The organism is Pontiella sp. (assembly GCF_041622395.1).
Lineage (GTDB): Bacteria > Verrucomicrobiota > Kiritimatiellia > Kiritimatiellales > Pontiellaceae > Pontiella.
Genome location: NZ_JBFJYW010000030.1, coordinates 1 through 18,188, shown reverse-complemented (window position 1 = coordinate 18,188; position 18,188 = coordinate 1). Strand labels below are relative to the sequence as shown.

Genomic DNA, 18,188 nt, shown 5'->3' with positions numbered 1-18,188 from the left:
GCCGTCGGGGGTGTCGCGGTAGGACATTTTGCGGAAGGCGTCCTCGGAGCATGGGAAGGCCGGAACGCCGCTTTGCACGATCTTTTCAACCAACCGGTCTTCATCGGTTGCGAGATAAAGCGCCGGACAGTAGTAGAGCTCGATGAAGTTCCATCCGCTTTCGAACGCGCGGCCGATCTCGCGGTATCCTTCAACGATCGTGCGGCCGGTTTCGGTACGGTTTTTGGCTTTGCGTAGTTTAACCGCCGCCTTCACGCGGGGATTTTTCGTGCTTTCAATTATCGGGGTATCGACCATTCGGTAACCAATCGTTTCGCGAACCGGGGCAGCTCCGGATCCCGCGCGCCCATCCCCAGGATGGCGTCGCCGGGAGCCGCCCGCCTCCGGAGTTCGGCCTGTAAAGCTTCGTAATTTTGCACAAGGCCAACCTGAACGCCAGCCGATTCAATCCGTTCCACCAGCTCCGCCGAAGTTACCGTACGCCGCACCGTTCCTCCGGCATAGTAGACGGGCAGGATAAAGAGCGATCCGCCATGCCGCTTGCCGTGCCGCGCAAAGACCGCCGCAATATCGTCGAGTCCTTGGGAGAGCGGCGTAAATCCGTGCGGCCGCCAGTACGCGTGGACGGTTCCATACCGTGCTGCAACCGCCGAAAGTGCCGCCGCGATCTTGGCCGGGTTGTGGGCATAGTCGTCGATCACCGTAACGCCGCCGGCTTCGCCGGCGATTTCGAGGCGGCGTTCGATTCCCTTGAAGGTTGCGACCGCCTCCCGCACGCGTTCCGGATCCATGCCCAGCGCTTCGCAGAGGCGAACGGCGCAGGCGGCATTTTCTTCGTTGTGTTTGCCCAGAATCGGGATTGGATGGCGCCCGCCATCGCCCCGGAGGGTGGTTCCCGAAGTCTGGGACTCGAACCGGTCGAACATGGCGTGGAGTTCGTCGAGTTCGTAGTGGTCCTTGGAAATATTGGTGATGATGGCGTGGGCGGGGTGGAAATTGAGGAACGATTTGTCGGACTCGTCGGCCTCGATGATCCAAAGATTGGAGGCGCCTTTGCGAATGTTGCCGAGGTTGGATTCCGTTTGCCAGTTGAGGATGGCGGCGCCGTTGTAGACGTTGGGATCTTTGCCGAGGCATTCGAAGATCCAGGCGAGCAGGCCCGTGGTGGTGGTTTTGCCCGCCGTTCCCGCAACGGCGATCAGTTCGCCGTCGCCGACGAGTTGCTTGAGGAATTCGGCCCGGTGGAGCAGGGGAATGCCCAGTTCGTTGGATTTGAGTATTTCCGGATTGTCGGATTCGATGGCGGTGCTGAACACCACCTGATCCGTGTCTTCCGCGATGCCGGTTCCATCCTGCGGGAACAGCCCGATGCCGAGCCGATCCAGGCATTTGAACAGTCGTGCTTCGGGATCGTAGGCGCGGTCCGAGCCGCTGACGGAGTAGCCGGCTTTGCTGGCCAGCTGGGCGAGGCCGTTCATGCCGACCCCGCCGATGCCGATGAAATGGACGCGCCGCATCGGGAGGGGGTTACTGTTCGGCACCCATCGCATCCATCAAGCGGATCAACTCGGCGTCATCCGTTTCCGCCGGAGCGGTTTCCGGCGTAACAACCGGCTGGGTCGGTTGATAGTCCTTGTCCATCACCTCTTCTCCCTCGATTGGATTGGGGATGTCCCGCAGCTTGCTTTGCGACCAATTGTTTTTGCCCCAGTCCTCCTGCTTGAAGCCGGCGCCTTTGTAGAGCCGTTTGGTTTGTCCGGACATTTCATTCATGTCGGTCATGACGTAGGGGGTCATCAGCACGATCAGTTCGCGCTGGACCTCTTCCTTGTAGACCGAGCTGAACAGGTAGCGCCCCAGGAAGGGGATGTCGCCGAGCAACGGAATCTTGGTGACGCTGTCCGACATCTCGCTGGAGACGAGGCCGCCGAGTACCACGGTTCCGCCATCGGGCACGGCGATCGACGCGCTGAACTCGCGGTTGAGGATGATGGGCACATCGTTGTCGTCGATCGTGACGGTCCCGCCAAGCTGGTCGGCCGTCTGGTTCACTTCCATCACGACGAAGCGTTGGGGATTGATGCGCGGGGTAACGGTGAGCTGGATGCCGATATCCTTGTATTCGTAGGTCGAGCTTTGGGTGCCGGAGCTGTTGGCGTAGGAGGAGGTCGATGTGACGACCGGGCGCTGTTCGCCGATGCTCAGGGTGGCCTCGGTGTTGTCGGTCGTCATGATGACCGGGGTGGAAATCAGTTTGGCATCGCTGTCGCTTGCGGCCAGGCTGATCGCCAATTCGGTGTTGATGCCCGTGATGTTTTGATAGTAGGTCAGCGCGCTCGAGGAAACGGTGCCGAGGCCGTTGGTCGAATCCGTCAGGCTCGTGCCATCCCATGCTCCCACTTTGTTGCCGTCGCTGGCTTGGTAGAGCCAGTCGATGCCGTGGCGCAGGGAGTCGGTCAGGCCGATTTCGAAGATGGCCGCTTCGATCACGACCTGCTCAAGCATGATGTCGAGGCTCTTGATGAGTTGTTTGATGGCGGCGATGTCGTGCTTGCTGCCCATCAGCAAAATCGAGTTGGTGCGTTCGTCGGCCAGGACTTTGGTGTCTTCCGACAACCGGTTGAGGTTTTCGAGCGATACGTTGCCGGCCGGAGGGAGGGCGTTGGGGGTGACGCGCGTCGAGGAATCCGTTGCGGCGGAACGGGAAGCACTCGAACTGCTTCGGGAGGAGCCGGACGATCGCGAGCTGCTGGCCGCGCCAATCAGATCGTTTATGGTGCCCGAAATGTCGACCGCGTCGGCGTATTCGAGGCCGATAACCTCGAAGGTGGTGGCCGGTTCGACTTCGACGTCGAGCACCTTGATGATTTTGTCGAAGAAGGCGAAGTTTTTCTCCAGCGAGAAGATGATGATGATGTTGGTGCGCTCGTCGGACATCACCTTGACCGTTCCCTCGATGATGACCGCGCCGGTGGATTCGGTTCCCGTGACCGTGGCCTTGGTCGGCGTTTTGGAGGCGCTGCTGGCGCGGATCACGCCTGCGGGCGTGCGGACCGCGGTGGTGGGGATTTGGGTCGTCGTTTTCTGGTCGCCTTGGGCGGCTGCGACAATCTCATTGATCTTGGAGGCGATGTCCGAGGCTTCCGCATATTGGATCTGGTAGATCTTCGGTTCGATCTGGACGGTGGCCTGGTCGATGAAATCGATCAGTTCGCGGGCGCGTTTGATGTTCGCCTCGGTGTCGGTGATCATGATGCTGTTGCTGCGCTCGAGCGTGAGGATTTTGCCGTAGGCGTGCAAGACATGCTGGATGGCGGCCTGCACTTCCGGGATCGTGACGTTCTTCAGCTGGATGATCGTGGTGATGAAATTGTCGGTTGCGGCCAATTCCCGGTCAGGATCCAGGAAGGTGATGTCGGTGCCTTGTCCGGTCAGGTCGCCCGCCGTGGCCTGGATCACCTTGATATAGTTGTCGCCCATGGGAACCAGGGCAATGTTGTTCATGGCCAGGATGGCATCGACCACCTTGATGGCTTCGGAAACGGGGATCTTCTTGTCGGAGCGGAGCGTAATGCTGGCTTTGACGTCGTCGGTCTTGAGGTAGATCTTGTCGGTCCATTCGCAGTATTGCTCCATCACCAGATCGAGGTCCATCTGCTCCATGGCAAAGGTCACCATTTCCTCGGGCTTGGTGCCGTCGCGCAACGCCTTGGCCACGCTGGGGGTTGCGGCCGTTGGCTGGGCGAACGGGGCGGCGGCCCGGGTGGGCCGGCCGGCCGGGGCCACCGGCGGGGTGCCCTGGGCACCGGAATCGAACGCGGGGAAGACGGAGGCGCAGAGTGCCAGTTTCAGAAGGTTTGTGTATTTCATAGGTGCAGTATAACCCTGTGGTTTTCGATTTATTGCAGTCTAGTTGCCGCGATGAATAAAGCAAGGCACGGGCACAAAAAAACCGCCCCCCGAAAGGGACGGTCTTTGCGGTTATCGGGCCGAACGGATTTACTTCTTGTAGATCTTGCGTTCGTGATAGCCGGTGTGCAGCAACTCGTGCGCCTTGTGGCTCAGCGGTTCGCCCAGATAATCCTCGTAGATCTTGGTGATCATCGGGTTGTGGTGCGAGCAACGCTGGACCGACTTTTCGTCGTCCGAGTAGATGCCGGCGGTGCGCGCCTTGCGGATTTCGTCGGTCGCGCCGTGGGGCTGTCCGCCGCCACCGATGCAGCCGCCGCGGCAGGCCATGACTTCGATGAAGTGCCAGGGGGTCTCTTCGCCCTTTTCCTTCGCTTCGCGCACCCGGTTGAGGACCGCTTCGATATTGCCCATCTGATGGGCGATCGCGATGCGGATCTTGGTTCCCTTGATGTCGATCTCGGCTTCCTTCACGCCCTCGAGGCCGCGGCATTCCATGAAGTTCACGTCGGCCAGGTCTTCCTTGGTGATCAGGTAGTAGGCCGAACGCAGCGCCGCTTCCATCACGCCGCCGGTGACACCGAAGAGGGTGCCCGCGCCGGAGTAATCGCCAAGCAGGTTGTCGGCTTTATCTTCCGGCAGGGAGTTGAAGTCGATGCCGGCCTGTTTGATCATGCGGGCCAGTTCGCGGGTGGTCAGCGCCACGTCCACGTCCTGGAAGCCGGTCGAGCTCATGTTGTCGTCGCGCGACACCTCGAATTTCTTCGCGGTGCACGGCATGATCGAAGCCACGAACATGTCCTTGGTTTCGACGCCGGCTTTTTCCGCGTAGTAGGACTTGGCCATGGCGCCGAGCATCTGCTGCGGCGACTTCGCGGTGGAAAAGTTCGGAATGAAGTCGTTCGCGTATTTTTCCATGTAGTCGGTCCAGGCCGGGCAGCACGAGGTGATCTGCGGCAGCACGCCGCCTTCGGTCACGCGCTTAACGAACTCGGATCCTTCTTCGAGGATTGTAAGGTCGGCCGAGAAGTTGGTGTCGAAAACCGCATCGAAGCCGATCCGGCGCAGGGCGCTGTAGAGCTTGCCCGTGGTCAACGCTCCCGGTTCCAGGTCGAAGGCTTCGCCGATCGCGACGCGGACCGCCGGGGCGATCTGGACGACGCAATGCTTTTCGCTCTTCTTGATGGCATCCCAGACGATCCGGGTTTGGTCGTTCTCGTAGATCGCGCCAACCGGACAGTGCGCGGCGCACTGGCCGCACTTGATGCAGGGGCTTTCGTTGAGGGTAACGTCCGCGGCCGGCGCCAAACGGGTTCCGTCGCCGCGCCCGATGAATTCGAGGGCGTAGACCCCCTGCATCTCCTGGCAGACGAGCACGCAACGCCCGCATTTGACGCACTTTTCCGGGTTCAGCACGATCGAGCCCGTGGAGGTGTCCGGCGTGATGCGCTCAACGCGCTCTTCGAACGGGATTTCGCGGATGCCGAAGTCGGCGGCGAGGTCCTGCAGTTCGCAGCTGCCGGAACGGCCGCACTTCAGGCAGTCGTTCGGGTGCGTGGAAAGGATCAGCTCCAGCACCGTGCGGCGGACTTCCACCACTTCCGGGTCGTGGGTGATCACTTTCATGCCCGGGCCGATGGCCGTGGCGCAGGCGCGCAGCATTTTCGGGGAGCCTTCGACCTTGACCACGCAAATGCCGCAGGCGGCCCACGCGTCGAGGTCGGAGTGGTAACACAGTTTCGGAATTTTCACGCCCACTGCCTTGGCGGCATCCAGAATCGTGGTTCCCGCCGGGACGCTTACTGGAATTCCATTGATTTCAGCTTCAATCATAGACATTTGTTTATCTCCTTATCCCTTGAGGATTGCGTCAAATTTACATTTTTCGAAGCACTGGCCGCACTTGATGCACTTGCTCTGGTCGATGGTATGCGGTTTCTTGACTTCGCCGCTGATGCAGCTGGTCGGGCAAACGCGGGCACAGGCGGTACAGCCGATGCACTTGTCTTCAACGATGGTGTAGGTGATCAGTTTCTTGCACTTGCCGGCCGGGCAGGTGTGGTCGTTGATGTGCGCCAGATATTCGTCTTCGAAGTAGTGGATCGTCGACATGATCGGGTTGGGGGCCGTCTGGCCGAGACCGCAGAGCGACGCCTTGCGCATGGCCTGCGCGAGGGTCTTGAGCGTGTCGAGGTCTTCAACCGTTCCCTGGCCCTTCGAGATCTTGTCGAGGATGTTGTAGTTGGTGCGCCCGCCGATGCGGCAGGGGGCGCATTTGCCACAGGATTCGTCGACCGTGAACTCGAGATAGAACTTGGTGACGTCGATCATGCAGTCGTCTTCGTCCATCACGATCATGCCGCCGGAACCCATCATCGAGCCGATGGACTGGAGGCTTTCGTAGTCGATCGGGGTGTCGAGGAACTCCTCGGTAATCACGCCGCCGGAAGGTCCGCCGGTCTGGGCGGCCTTGAATTTCTTGCCGCCGCGAATACCGCCGCCGATGTCGTAGATGATCTCGCGCAGGGTGGTGCCCATCGGGACTTCGATCAGACCGGAGTTGTTGATCTTTCCGGTCAGCGCGAACACCTTGGTGCCCTTGGTGGTCGCAGTGCCGATGCTACTGAACCAGGCCGATCCCTTCAGGATGATCATCGGAATGTTCGCCCAGGTTTCAACGTTGTTGATGACGGTCGGCTTGCCCCACAGGCCTTTGACGGCGGGGAAGGGCGGGCGCGGAATCGGCATGCCGCGCTTGCCTTCGATCGAGGCGAGCAGGGCCGTTTCTTCGCCGCAGACGAAGGCGCCGGCGCCGAGGCGGAGCTCGACGTCGAAGCTGAAGTCGGAACCGAGGATGTTGTCGCCGAGCAGGCCGTATTCGCGGGCCTGGGCAATGGCGTTTTCCAGGCGCTCGATGGCCAGCGGATATTCCGCGCGGATGTAGATGAAGCCTTGGTTGGCGCCGACGGTGCGGCCGGCGATGGCCATGGCTTCAAGTACGGAGTGGGGGTCGCCTTCGCAGGTGGAGCGGTCCATGTAGGCGCCCGGATCGCCTTCGTCGGCGTTGCAGACGATATATTTCTGGGCGGATTCGGCGTTCTTGGTGAAGCCCCATTTGATGGCGGTCGGGAAGCCGGCGCCGCCGCGGCCGCGCAGGCCGGAGGCCTTGAGCTCCGCGATCACTTCGTCGGCGCTCATTTCGAAGATCACTTTTTCGAGCGCGGCATAGCCGTCGCGGGCGATGTATTCATCGATGTACTCGGGGTTGATCACGCCGCAGTTGCGCAGCACGATGCGCTGCTGCTTCTGGTAGAAGGCGATGTTGTCGTGGCTCGAGCCGGCGGCCTGTTCCTTGTCGTAGAGCAGGTCCGTGACCTGGCGGCCTTTGATGATGTGTTCGGAAACGATTTGTTTGGCGTGTTCCGGACCGACCTTCACGTAGAAGGATTCGTCGGGGAGGATCTTGACGATCGGGCCCTGTTCGCAGAAACCGAAGCAACCGGTTTTCACGAGCTGGGCTTCGGTTTCGACGCCCTGGGCCTTGAGTTCTTTTTCGAGCTCTTCGTAGAGCGCGATGCCTTTGCTGGATTCACAAGCGGTTCCAGCACAAACGAGGATGTAGTTTTTATATGCCATGGTTGTGCCTGCCTATTTGATGATGTCTGCTGCGGGTTTGTCGAAGATGTGGTCGGAAACCAGCTTCTTTTCGATGATGTGCTCGCGGACGATGCGGCGCGCAACCTTGCCGTCGACGTTGCCGTAGATGACGCGCGGCATGCCGGGGACGTCCACTTCGACGGTCGGCTCGGAGAAGCAAAGCCCCATGCAACCGGTCTGCGTGATCCGGGTATCCGTGATGTCGTGGCTGTTCAGTTCGTCGAGGAAGGCATCGAATGCTTCCTTGGCGCCCGCCGCAATACCGCAGGTTCCCATTCCAATGATGATCTGCGCCGACTTGTCGCCGCTATCGCGCTGGGTCATCTCTTTTTTCTTGCCTTCGCGCAGCTTGCGAAGTTCTTCGAGTGTCATTTTAGCCATGTTGCCCACCTTTCCTTTATAAAGTTAACAAGTCCTCTTCTTGCGATGCGATGAACTGCTTGAGCAGGGTCAGGCTTTCCAGATCGTTCAGATCGCCGAGTGCTTCCGTCAGTTCGTTTTTGCTCACTTCGTATTCTTTTCCACCTAAACTACGTTTGATCGTCAGGTTTCCGTCGAATCCGTAGGTCATCAGCGTGACCGCCGCCGTGGTGAAGTCGCCGAACATCGGCAGATCCACATTCGTTGGATCCAGGTGGAGGGTCACCGTGGTTCCGACGCCCTCCTCCGATTCGATCCGGGCGGAGCCCCCGGTCATTTCCGAGGTCTGGAAGAGGAAGGGGAGGCCCAGGCCAACCTTGCGGTGCGCATGCTTGGTGCCGTCCGACCAAAACGGGTCTTTGGCTTTTGCCAGCGTTTCGGCGCTCATCCCTTTTCCATTGTCCGCTATCACGACGTTAAGATTGGTTTCGGTCTCCTCGACGTTAAGGGTGATTTCCTTTGCACGGGCCTCGATCGAATTCTGAACCAGGTCGGTTATCAAATCGCAGATCGTGGCGTGCATGGTTTGTGTGCGCGAGGCGCGATGCGTGGATTTTTAGGTTCACGAATCACGTTTCGCGCTCCCTGGTTATTTCCCTTCGAACTGATCGATGATTTTCGCCATCTGCTTGGTGTCGACGCCGCCGAACACTTCGCCGTTGACCGTGATGACCGGGGCCAGGCCGCAGCAACCGATGCAACGGACCGCTTCGACGGAGAATTCGCCGTCTTCGGTCACGGTGTTGAGGCCCACGCCGAGCTTGCGCTCGCATTCGTCGATCAGGTCCTGGCCGCCCTTGAGGTAGCAGGCGGTGCCCATGCAAACCGCAATCTGGTTTTTGCCGGGCTGCGTGAGTTTGAAAAAGTGGTAAAACGTGATGACGCCGTAGATCTTGGCGACCGGCACGCTCAGGGCTTCGGCGACCTCGAACGCGGCCTGGCGCGGAATAAAGCCAAACTCCTCCTGTACGCGGTGCAGAACCATGATCAGGTTGCCCGGCTTGTCGATCCACTTTGCGATAAAGGCATCGATTTCCGGGGTCAGTAGTTTTTTATTTTCAGCAGTTGCAGTCATTTTCTTATTATCCTCCGTGCGCGACCCGAGGCCGCCGGCTATTGTTTTCGAATGGTGTTGCCCCCGAACCGCTTGGACGCTGGAACTGGTTCCTTTGCGCCGCGTTGACAACCCCTTCCGGCAACTTCTTTCATTCAACAAATTGGCGAAAACATATAGGAACACTCCACCCGGTAAATAAAAAAAGCCGCTTTTGCTTTGTTTATACGCCGTGTCGGTAATATTAATGACAATATTAAGTCACGGATATCGAAGATATGTTACGGGAATAACAATAAGTTGGGTTATATGTCATGAATGCAAATCAAGAAGTTATTCGGCGGCTTTCCCGGTACCGAAATGTGATGAGCAAGATGAAGGCGCTCGGGCTGGTCAAGGTGTTTTCCGACAACCTGGCCGACGCCGTCGGCGATTCGCCGTCGCTGGTGCGCAAGGATTTTTCGATGTTCAACCTAACCGGCAACAAGCGGGGCGGCTACCGCATCGACGATCTGGTGAGCAAGCTCAACGTGCTGCTGGGCAAGGACCAGAAACAGAAGATCATCATTGTGGGTTGCGGCAAGCTGGGGAAGGCGCTGATGAACCATAACGGGTTCCCGCGCGTCGGCATCCGCGTGGAGGCCGCGTTCGATTCCGATCCGGCCGTGCTCGACCCCGAAGCGCCGATCCCCATTCTGCACGTGAAGGAAATCCGGGAGTTTATCGAGGAAAACCAGATCCGCGTCGCCGCGCTCACCGTTCCCGAGCCCGCCGCGCAAGGCATGGTCGACACCCTCAAAAAAACCTGCGTCAAGGGCGTTATCAACTTCGCCCCCGTTTCGCTCAAGAGTTCCGAGGACTTCCTCGTCCACAACATGAACATCGAGCAGGAGATCGAAAACCTCTTCTACAACATCCATTTCGCCGAGACGAAGAGCCGGAAAAACCTTTGACCGGCGGGTTGGCGCTTAGGCCGGCAGCTGGATGGGGGCCGGCAGCTTCCCTTTGAGCGGGATGGATTCCCCCAGGGTGGTCCTTAGGGCGTCCAGCTGTTGCCGCAGCTCCTTCTTCTTGGCGGCGTACTTCGGGTCGTCGATCAGGTTGTTGAGCTGATAGGGGTCGTGCTTCAGGTGGTACATCACCCAATCGCCATCGAAATGGTAGGCGTAGGACCACTCCTTGGTGCGGATGCCGCGCCAGTCGGGCCCCGGTCCGCTGCCGTTGTTGACGTTGAAGAGGAAGGCGACGTCCCGTTCTTCGTCGGACTCCCCGGCAAAGGTTGCGGAATAGTCGATCCCCTGTACCTGCGGCGGAACCGGGATGCCGCAGAAGCCGAGCAGGGTCGGCATAACGTCCACGGACGAGACGATCCAGTCGCGGCGCTGCCCGGCCTGCACCTTGCGCGGATAGCGCAGGATGAACGGAATATGGATCGACTCTTCCCACGGGCGCTGTTTCAGCCGGTGGCCCTGCGATCCCAGCATGTCCCCGTGGTCGGACGTGAAAACTAGCACCGTGTCTTCGGCGATGCCCGCTTCGTCCAAAGCCGTGCGGACCCGTCCCACGCAAACATCCAGGCTGGTCGTCATGGCATAGTATTGCAGGAGATTGGTGGTCTTGCCGCCGGGGACGTTCGGTCGCGCCGTCAGCTTTTTGTCCGAGTACATCGCGGTGTATTCTTCCGGCGCCTTGTAAGGATTGTGGGGCGGCCCGAACGAAAGGAACAGGCAGAAGGGGGCCTGCTTGTTTTTCTTGATGAACTCCATGGCCAGATCCGTTTGTACGTCCGGTTCCCAGCCGGAAACCTTGACCGGTTCCGTGGCGTCGTTCAGCCAATATTGGGGCGTGGAGTGCTGGTGCGAGCAATTGCGGACCGCCCAGAAGTCCCAGCCGCGCCGGCTTTTCGCGTCGACGGGGTTGTCGCGGTTCCCCGCCAAGTGCCATTTGCCGATGTAGCCCGTGGCATACCCCTGTTGTTTCATCAGTTCGCCGATCACGGTTTCGTTGTCCGGCATCCGGAGGTCGTTGTGGATCACCCCGGTCGAGTGGCCGTAGCGCCCGGTCATGAGATGGGAGCGATAGGGGGTGCAAACCGGCTGGGCCGAAATCGCGTTCGTCACCAGCAGACCGTCCTTGGCCAACCGGTCCAGGTTCGGGGTGATGATCTCTTTGTTGCCCATGCAACCCATGGCCTGCGCGCGCATCTGGTCGGCAAAGATAAACACGATGTTGGGGCGCCGGCCCGCTTTCGGGGCCGAGAATGCCGGGCGGGCTACCAGAGCCGCCGGAATCGCCGCCGATGCCGTTTTTAGGAATTGTTGTCGTGAAAGCGTTTTCATAGCCGCATCTCTTTGGGGTTAAGGTTCATGCCTCGTAGGCGAAAACATATTGCCTATAAAACCACGCCGACTCCGAAAAAGGAACGCTTTTTGTGCCCTTCGTTCAGCCGCCGCATCCATGAAGAGCGCGCTGTTGGACGGGGGCCGATAAACAAAAACCCCGCCATCATTGCTGATGGCGGGGTTTAATGTGGTGATCCGGCTGGGGCTCGAACCCAGGACCCTTTGATTAAAAGTCAAATGCTCTACCGACTGAGCTACCGGACCAAAATTTTGCCCTTCAGTGGATCGGGTCGTAAGACCTTTCCCGTGAAAGGAGCGCATGTTCTACAGAAGACGCCTTAGCGACGCAAGCGCTAAATAAATTGTTTTCTTTTGGTTCCATTCGGAGGGGCTCCCTCCTATGATCCCTGCATGTGTCAGTAACGGTAAATAAGCTACGGAGGGGTTCATGCGGGTCGTGGGTTTGATTTTGGGGGGTGGAGCGGGGAGCCGTCTTCAGCCGTTGACAAGGGATCGTTCGAAGCCGGCGGTGCCGGTTGCCGGAAAATATCGGTTGGTCGATATCCCGATCAGCAACTGCATCAACAGCGGGATTCGGAATATTTTTCTGCTCACCCAATTCAACAGTGTTTCTCTCCATCAGCATATTGGCGCGGTTTACCGGTTCGACCAGTTCAGCGGCGGACACGTGCGGATCCTGGCGGCCGAGCAGACGCCGGACTCCGCCGGCTGGTTCCAGGGCACGGCCGATGCCGTTCGGCGCTCCATGCGCTATTTCAATGAGGATAACCCCGATATCGTCGTCATTCTTTCGGGCGACCAGCTTTATCGGATGAATTTTAACGACGTGGTCGAGTCCCATCTCGCGAACGGGGCCGATTTGACGATCAGCACGAAACCCGTACCGCGCAGCGAGGCGCGGGATCTGGGAATTTTGCAGGTGGATAAAACGGGTCGAATCATCCGGTTTGCCGAAAAACCCGGCGATACCCCGTTGCTCGACGAGCTGCGGGCCCCGCTCTATTCCGAAGAGCGCTATCTGGCCAGCATGGGCATCTATGTCTTCAGCATGGGGGTGCTCAAAGAGTTGTTGAGCGACTGTGAAGAGAGCGATTTCGGCAAGCACATTATCCCCCGGGCCATCGATTCGCACAAAGTCTACGGCTATACCTTCGACGATTATTGGGAGGACATCGGAAACATTCGTTCCTTCTGGGCGGCCAACCTGGCGCTGACGGACCCGCTGCCGCAGTTCTCGTTCTATGACATGAGCAAGGTGATCTACACGCGCATGCGGTACTTGCCTCCGTCGAAAATCAACCAGTGCAACCTGAGCCGCTGTCTGCTTTCGGAGGGATGCATTGTTTCCGGCAACCGCATCGACCATTCCGTGGTTGGGTTGCGGGCGCTGGTCGGCGAGGGGTCGGTAATCGAAGATTCGATCCTGATGGGGGCCGATTATTACGAGCACGGCCAAGTGGACGATCCCTCGGGCATCCCGATCGGAATCGGTAAGGGCTGCCGCGTGAAGAATGCGATCATCGATAAAAATGCCCGGATCGGCGATGATGTGGTGATTTCGCCGGTGGGCAAGCCGGACAATGAGCAGACGGACCTCTACTGGATCCGCGACGGCATCATGGTGATCCCGAAGAATACGGTTATCCCTTCGGGGACGGTGCTGTAGCGCGGATCAATCCGCCAGCGCGGATTTCATCTTGCCGGGCGTGTTGGTGGTAATCGACGTTGCTCCCCAGTCCAGCAACTGCCTGGCCTGTTCGGGGGCATCGACGGTCCAGACGTGGAATGCAAAGCCCTTTGCCAGAATGGCGGCGGCAATCGCTTCGTTGATGTAGTCCTTTCCGGCGCCGAGACCGTCGGCCTTGATTTCTTCCAGCGTATCCAGCACGGACGCGACCGTCGGCCGTAGGTTGCCGAATGCGTCCGTCTCGAATCGGCATAGCCAGGACGTTGCGTACTGCGGGGCTCGGGCCTTCAGTTCCTTCAGCACGTCCTGGTCGAAGCTGATCGCCAGCACTTCCGAAGCATCGATGGGGCTGCTGCCCAGCGTTTCCAGAAGCGGAGGGATGATTTCCGCGCCGCATTTGATTTCAAGGTAGATCGATTTCCCCGCTGGAACGGTGGCCAGCACCTCGCCAAGGGTGGGGATGCCCGAGCCCAGCGCGCGCAACTCCTCCAGCGTGGACTTGGCCACCACCCGTTTTTTCCCGGCTGTCCGCTTGGTGTCGGGGTCGTGGATGCAGACGATGTGGCCGTCTTTCGTAAGACGGAAATCGCCTTCGATGGCATCGGCTCCTTGTTTCCAGGCCAGCTCGAAGGCCGGTACCGTGTTTTCCGGAGCGTCGGCGGACGCTCCGCGGTGGGCAACAATCATGGTTCTCTCCGCAATCGTGGCTCGGGGGCCAACCGGCTTGTTCAGCGCTTCATCCGAAATCGGCGGATGTTTCCCGTACGGTAGGCCGGATTGCCGCCGCGGTCAATGGCTCGCCGGGAAATCTTAGCTATTCTTGCCTGACCGACGAGAATTAGGAGCTTGCGCAGGGATGCTCCATGGGGTAGCTTATCCCCTTTAACCGCACGGCAACACACCGCCAATCGCAGCGAATACACAAACGATGCTTGCGACCGTAACGACGGTGTATGTGCGTGGAAAACATGAAAAAACAACATAAAGGAACAAACTATGGGTTTATTTAACCTGTTCAAGCCCGCCCGCACCGTGCTGGTGGTCGATGCCGTATCCCTCAACGAATCCATTGGAATGAAGGGCAAAGTGCCCCCGCGCAATCAGTTGCAGACGCTCCGCCGCCTGTCCCGTTTTGCCATGCGCGAAAAAATGGAAGTGGTCGCCGTCCTTTGCGGAACGCCGCTCAACAAGGCGCCCTCCGGCGAAAAATTCGAGGGCGTCACGGTCCTCTACAGCAACTCCCCCGACGACCACGCCAAATTCCTGGCCAAGACCGCCTCGTCCAAGGGCGGCCGTTGCGTCATGGTCTCCAGCAGCGTGGCTGCGGAAAAGATCCTCGGCTCGTCCGCGCGAAAGATGCGCGTGAGCACCTTCCGCAAGGCGTTCGATACCGGCGGCGAGGGCGACGGACCCGACGGCGATCGCCAGGAACGCGGCGGCAACCAAAACGGCAACCGCGGGAACCGCCCGCCGCGCCGCAAACAGCCGAAGTCTTCCAACAACAAGGCGAACAACGAGCCGAAAAAGGAGCGTCCGCCGAAGCAGATGACCGAGGCCGACGCCATCAACGAACTGATCGACCTCGTCGATTAATCGGTCCATGACGGCGCCAGGTCGCTATATTTTCTGCGACATCGACGGTACGCTGCTGCATGCCAAAGGGGCCGGACGCATTGCGTTCGGCGTTGCCTTTGAGCAGGCCTACGGCGTACCCGTCGATCTGGCGCACATCAACTTCGCCGGGGCAACCGATAGCCGCGTGGTCGAACAGCTGGTCCGCGAAAACGGGCTGGAGCTCGATCCCGGCAAAACAAAACGATTCTTCGAATTGTTGCCGCAGCACCTCGAACGCAACATGGCTCAATTCCCGCCCACGGTTTTTCCGGGCGTGGTCCATTTCCTGGAGCGCGTTTCGAAGCACTGGAAGCTGGCGCTGGTCTCCGGCAACATCCGCGAAACGGCCTACCTTAAGTTGCGACTCGGCGGGTTGGACGGCTATTTCACCGATATCGGCGGGTTTGGCGACGACGATGGCGACCGCAACCGCATGGCCGCGCTGGCGCTCGAACGCGCCGGAAACCCGGTGGGCTCGTTCCTGCTGGGCGACACGCCGTCCGACATCGAGGCCGCCCGCTCCAACGGGATGGTCTCCGTTGCCGTCTGCAACGGGCAGTTCGACCGCGCCGCCCTCGAAACCGAAAACCCCGATCTGATCGTGGATTCGTTCGAGGACGCCGAACACCTTTTCCGAGCACTGGAAGTATGAACGCAAGTTTCGACGATCTGACGCCCGACCGCATCCTCGATGCCGTCGAAGCCGGCATGGATTGCTCGCTGACGGGGCTGACCGCGCCGCTGCCGAGCTATATCAACCGCGTCTACGAATTGCAGCCGGTGGAGGGGGAGCGGCTGATCGCCAAGTTCTACCGCCCCGGACGCTGGGATCGCGCCGCCTTGCAGGACGAACACGATTTCGTGCTCGATTGCGCCGCCGAGGAGATTCCGGTGGTGGCGCCGTTGGCGCTGGCCTCCGGCGAAACCATCGGTGAATACGAAGGCCTGCTCTATTCCGTCTTCCCCAAACGGTCCGGCCGCGAAATGGCGCTGCACGACAACGAGGGCTGGCGGCGCCTCGGCGGCTTGGTCGGCCGCATCCATCTGGCCGGCGCGGAGCGCGACGCCGAAAACCGCCTGCACATGCATCCGGAAACCACGACGATTCCCGAAATCGATCGGTTGCTCGGCGGCGGCTTCCTGTCGCGCCAACAGGCCGGACGGTTCAAGGAGGTAACGGGCCGGATCGTCGACATCGCCCTGCGCGAGTTCCAAGGCGTTGAACTGCAGCGCATCCACGGCGACTGCCACCGCGCCAATATCCTGGAGCGGCCCGGCGAAGGGCTGATGGTGATCGATTTCGACGACATGGTCATGGGCCCGGCGGTGCAGGATATCTGGCTGCTGCTGCCCGGACACGCCAACCAGTCGCGCCACGAGATCAACCTGATCCTCGAAGGCTACGAACAATTCATGGATTTCGACGATCGCCAACTGCGGCTGGTTGAAATCCTGCGGGCCATGCGTATTATCTATTTTCTCTCCTGGTGCAGCACGCAGATCGACGATTTCAAGTTCCAGTCCAACTTCCCGGACTGGGGCAGCGATGGCTTCTGGCAGCGCGAGGTCGCCGATCTGGAGCACCAGTACCACGCCATCCTGCGCGATGAACGGCTCAAGGGCGGCGGTATTTTTTAAATAGACCGGACCGCAGGTCCCGTCATGAACCACGAATTACGGACAGAAGTATGAGTATAAGTAGAACGGTCAACATCACTTGCCCCTCGTGCGGGACCCCGCAGGATGTGCGGCTTTACGACGCGATCAATGTGGATACCGAGCCGCAGCTCAAGGATGCGCTCATGCAAAACCAACTCAATCGGGTCGAGTGCTCCGACTGCGGTCTGAGTTTCCGGGTCGACAAGCCCGTGCTCTACAGCGACCCGAAGCTCAAGATGCTGATCCACTGGGTTCCCGAAACCGCCGATATGGACCGCGAGGCGATTCTCGAGGAGTTCGAGCAGTCGCTCGAAAAAATGAATGAGATGATGCCCGAGGACATGGATCTGCCGAGCGTCCGCCTCGTGATGTCGCGCGTGGAGCTGGTCGAATTGATCTTCATGCTGGAAGCCGGGCTGAACCAGCGCGTGGTGGAATATGTGAAATACAGCATCTATACCCGCAACCTCGATTCGATCGATCCCAAAAAATACCGGCTCCTGCTCAATGTGCAGGATTCGACCGACGAGGAGTTTTGCTTCGTCATGCAGGATGCCGATACCCAGGAGCTCGGCAATCTGCTCCGTTACGGCCGCGCATCCTACCAATCCATGTGCGAGCTGTTCGCAGAATCCCCCGACGAATTCACCGACATGTTCCCCGGCCCGTGCATCAGTGCCCGCAACCTCCTGCTCGAAGACGAAGAGATGGAGTAGGGGCCGGCTAGGCCCGCGGGTGGAACTGCTGATGGATCGACTTGAGGCGGTTGGGATCCACGTGGGTGTAGATCTGGGTCGTGGCGATGTCGGCGTGGCCGAGCATTTCCTGAATGACGCGCAGCGGCGCGCCGTTGTGCAGCAAGTGGCTGGCAAAGGAGTGGCGCAACGTGTGCGGCGTCACGTTTTTCATGATGCCGGCGGCTTTGGTGTATTGCTTGATGATCTGCCACAACCGCTGGCGGCACAGCGCGGTTTCGCGCTTGGAAACGAACACGTTTTGCAGGTGCGGATTGTCGCACAGCATCGGGCGGACTTCTTCGAGATAGCACTCCAGCATATCGGCCGAATCGCGGCCGACGGGGATGACGCGCTCCTTGCGGCCCTTGCCGACCACGCGGATGTAGCCGTCGTCGATATGCAGGTCGGCGAGCCGCAGGTTCGCCAGCTCGGAGACCCGCAGGCCGGAGGCATAGAACATTTCCAGAATGGCCCGGTCGCGCACGCCGAGCGGTTTGCGCAGGTCCGGCGCCCGCAGCAGGAGATCGACCTCCTTTTCCGAGAGCGTGTCCGGCAGGATTTTCCACAGCTTCGGCGAATCCATCGTGTCGGTAATGTTCTTATCCAGCAGCCCCTCCTGCTGGAGATAGCGGAAGAACACCTTGATCGACACCAGGTGGCGCGAGATCGAGTTCGTTGACATGCCCCGGGCCTTCATCGCCATCAGGTGGTCGAGCACCTGTTTTCGGCTCACTTGGTTCAGCGAGGTAACGCCCTTCTGCTCGAGAAACCCCAGAAACTGACCGAGGTCGTCCGCATACGCCTTGCGCGTGTTGATGCTCAAGCCGCGCTCCAGCGAGATATAATCCAAAAAACTTTCCAGAAAGGCGTTCATGGAGGTTGTTTGCCACAACGGGTGCCAAAAGGCGAGTGATGCCCCGTAATTTTTAAGGGGTCGGCGGTGTTTGCAGATTGTAGGGCTGAATCGGCGCGGTGGTTTGTAGGGCTGAAACGGTTGAGGAACGAGACCTTTCAGCCGTCCGGCAGATCGGCGGCGGTGCGTTCGGCAATGCGGGATTCGGCGGGCAGAGATTGCTCGTATTCCTCGT

16 protein-coding genes, 1 tRNA gene and 1 pseudogene are annotated in these 18,188 nt (G+C 59.6%); 6 read left to right on the top strand and 12 right to left on the bottom strand.

Annotated features, from left to right (window positions below):
* From ABYO54_RS03185 to ABYO54_RS03150, 8 genes and pseudogenes are all read right to left on the bottom strand, one after another.
* A pseudogene (locus tag ABYO54_RS03185) lies at nt 1–297 on the bottom strand (RNA methyltransferase); the annotation flags it as partial.
* Nucleotides 279–1,541 (bottom strand): Mur ligase domain-containing protein, encoded by a 1,263-nt coding sequence (locus ABYO54_RS03180; RefSeq protein WP_372806790.1) that lies wholly within the window; start codon nt 1,539–1,541, stop codon nt 279–281. The gene ABYO54_RS03180 and the pseudogene ABYO54_RS03185, both read right to left, overlap by 19 nt.
* Nucleotides 1,528–3,870: a type II secretion system secretin GspD gene (gene gspD, locus ABYO54_RS03175; protein WP_372806789.1), complete on the bottom strand. Its 2,343-nt coding sequence runs from the start codon at nt 3,868–3,870 to the stop codon at nt 1,528–1,530. The genes ABYO54_RS03180 and gspD overlap by 14 nt, the downstream gene beginning before the upstream one ends.
* 129 nt (nt 3,871–3,999) lie before the next feature.
* On the bottom strand, nt 4,000–5,748 hold the full coding sequence (locus ABYO54_RS03170) for an NADH-dependent [FeFe] hydrogenase, group A6 (RefSeq protein ID WP_372806788.1): 1,749 nt from the start codon (nt 5,746–5,748) through the stop codon (nt 4,000–4,002).
* Nucleotides 5,749–5,760: 12 nt separating this feature from the next.
* Nucleotides 5,761–7,545: an NADH-ubiquinone oxidoreductase-F iron-sulfur binding region domain-containing protein gene (locus ABYO54_RS03165; RefSeq protein ID WP_372806787.1), complete on the bottom strand. Its 1,785-nt coding sequence runs from the start codon at nt 7,543–7,545 to the stop codon at nt 5,761–5,763.
* A 12-nt stretch (nt 7,546–7,557) separates the two neighbouring features.
* Nucleotides 7,558–7,947 carry a ferredoxin gene (locus ABYO54_RS03160; RefSeq protein ID WP_372806786.1) on the bottom strand — a complete coding sequence of 130 codons (390 nt, stop codon included), beginning with the start codon at nt 7,945–7,947 and terminating at the stop codon, nt 7,558–7,560.
* Between the two features lie 16 nt (nt 7,948–7,963).
* Nucleotides 7,964–8,488, bottom strand: coding sequence for an ATP-binding protein (locus ABYO54_RS03155; protein WP_372806785.1), 525 nt, complete (start codon nt 8,486–8,488; stop codon nt 7,964–7,966).
* Nucleotides 8,489–8,575: 87 nt separating this feature from the next.
* A complete protein-coding gene (locus ABYO54_RS03150) occupies nt 8,576–9,061 on the bottom strand; it encodes an NAD(P)H-dependent oxidoreductase subunit E (protein ID WP_372806784.1) in 486 nt (161 codons plus the stop codon).
* A gap of 293 nt (nt 9,062–9,354) precedes the next feature.
* Here ABYO54_RS03150 and ABYO54_RS03145 point away from each other — a divergent pair, with 293 nt between their 5' ends.
* Nucleotides 9,355–9,993 (top strand): redox-sensing transcriptional repressor Rex, encoded by a 639-nt coding sequence (locus tag ABYO54_RS03145; RefSeq protein ID WP_372806783.1) that lies wholly within the window; start codon nt 9,355–9,357, stop codon nt 9,991–9,993.
* 15 nt (nt 9,994–10,008) lie between these two features.
* Here ABYO54_RS03145 and ABYO54_RS03140 read toward each other — a convergent pair whose 3' ends face one another.
* Complete coding sequence (locus ABYO54_RS03140) at nt 10,009–11,379, bottom strand: sulfatase (protein WP_372806782.1); 1,371 nt, start codon at nt 11,377–11,379, stop codon at nt 10,009–10,011.
* Between the two features lie 191 nt (nt 11,380–11,570).
* A tRNA-Lys gene (locus tag ABYO54_RS03135) sits at nt 11,571–11,646 on the bottom strand.
* 184 nt (nt 11,647–11,830) lie between these two features.
* Here ABYO54_RS03135 and ABYO54_RS03130 point away from each other — a divergent pair.
* Nucleotides 11,831–13,069 (top strand): glucose-1-phosphate adenylyltransferase, encoded by a 1,239-nt coding sequence (locus ABYO54_RS03130; RefSeq protein ID WP_372806781.1) that lies wholly within the window; start codon nt 11,831–11,833, stop codon nt 13,067–13,069.
* 6 nt (nt 13,070–13,075) lie between these two features.
* Here ABYO54_RS03130 and ABYO54_RS03125 read toward each other — a convergent pair whose 3' ends face one another.
* On the bottom strand, nt 13,076–13,777 hold the full coding sequence (locus tag ABYO54_RS03125) for a glycerophosphodiester phosphodiesterase (RefSeq protein ID WP_372806780.1): 702 nt from the start codon (nt 13,775–13,777) through the stop codon (nt 13,076–13,078).
* Nucleotides 13,778–14,086: 309 nt separating this feature from the next.
* On the opposite strand from ABYO54_RS03125, the gene ABYO54_RS03120 reads away from it, so the two are divergent.
* Genes ABYO54_RS03120 through ABYO54_RS03105 form a run of 4 tightly spaced genes read left to right on the top strand, consistent with a single transcriptional unit; the run spans nt 14,087 to nt 17,079 of the window.
* Nucleotides 14,087–14,683: a hypothetical protein gene (locus ABYO54_RS03120; protein WP_372806779.1), complete on the top strand. Its 597-nt coding sequence runs from the start codon at nt 14,087–14,089 to the stop codon at nt 14,681–14,683.
* A gap of 7 nt (nt 14,684–14,690) precedes the next feature.
* A complete protein-coding gene (locus tag ABYO54_RS03115) occupies nt 14,691–15,356 on the top strand; it encodes an HAD family hydrolase (RefSeq protein ID WP_372806778.1) in 666 nt (221 codons plus the stop codon).
* The gene (locus ABYO54_RS03110; RefSeq protein WP_372806777.1) at nt 15,353–16,342 is read left to right on the top strand and encodes a serine/threonine protein kinase; all 990 of its coding nucleotides are present in this window, start codon (nt 15,353–15,355) and stop codon (nt 16,340–16,342) included. The genes ABYO54_RS03115 and ABYO54_RS03110 overlap by 4 nt, the downstream gene beginning before the upstream one ends.
* 50 nt (nt 16,343–16,392) lie before the next feature.
* Nucleotides 16,393–17,079: a CpXC domain-containing protein gene (locus tag ABYO54_RS03105; RefSeq protein ID WP_372806776.1), complete on the top strand. Its 687-nt coding sequence runs from the start codon at nt 16,393–16,395 to the stop codon at nt 17,077–17,079.
* 7 nt (nt 17,080–17,086) lie between these two features.
* On the opposite strand, the gene xerD is transcribed toward ABYO54_RS03105, so the two are convergent.
* Complete coding sequence (gene xerD / locus ABYO54_RS03100; protein ID WP_372806775.1) at nt 17,087–17,974, bottom strand: site-specific tyrosine recombinase XerD; 888 nt, start codon at nt 17,972–17,974, stop codon at nt 17,087–17,089.
* Nucleotides 17,975–18,188 lie beyond the last annotated feature (214 nt).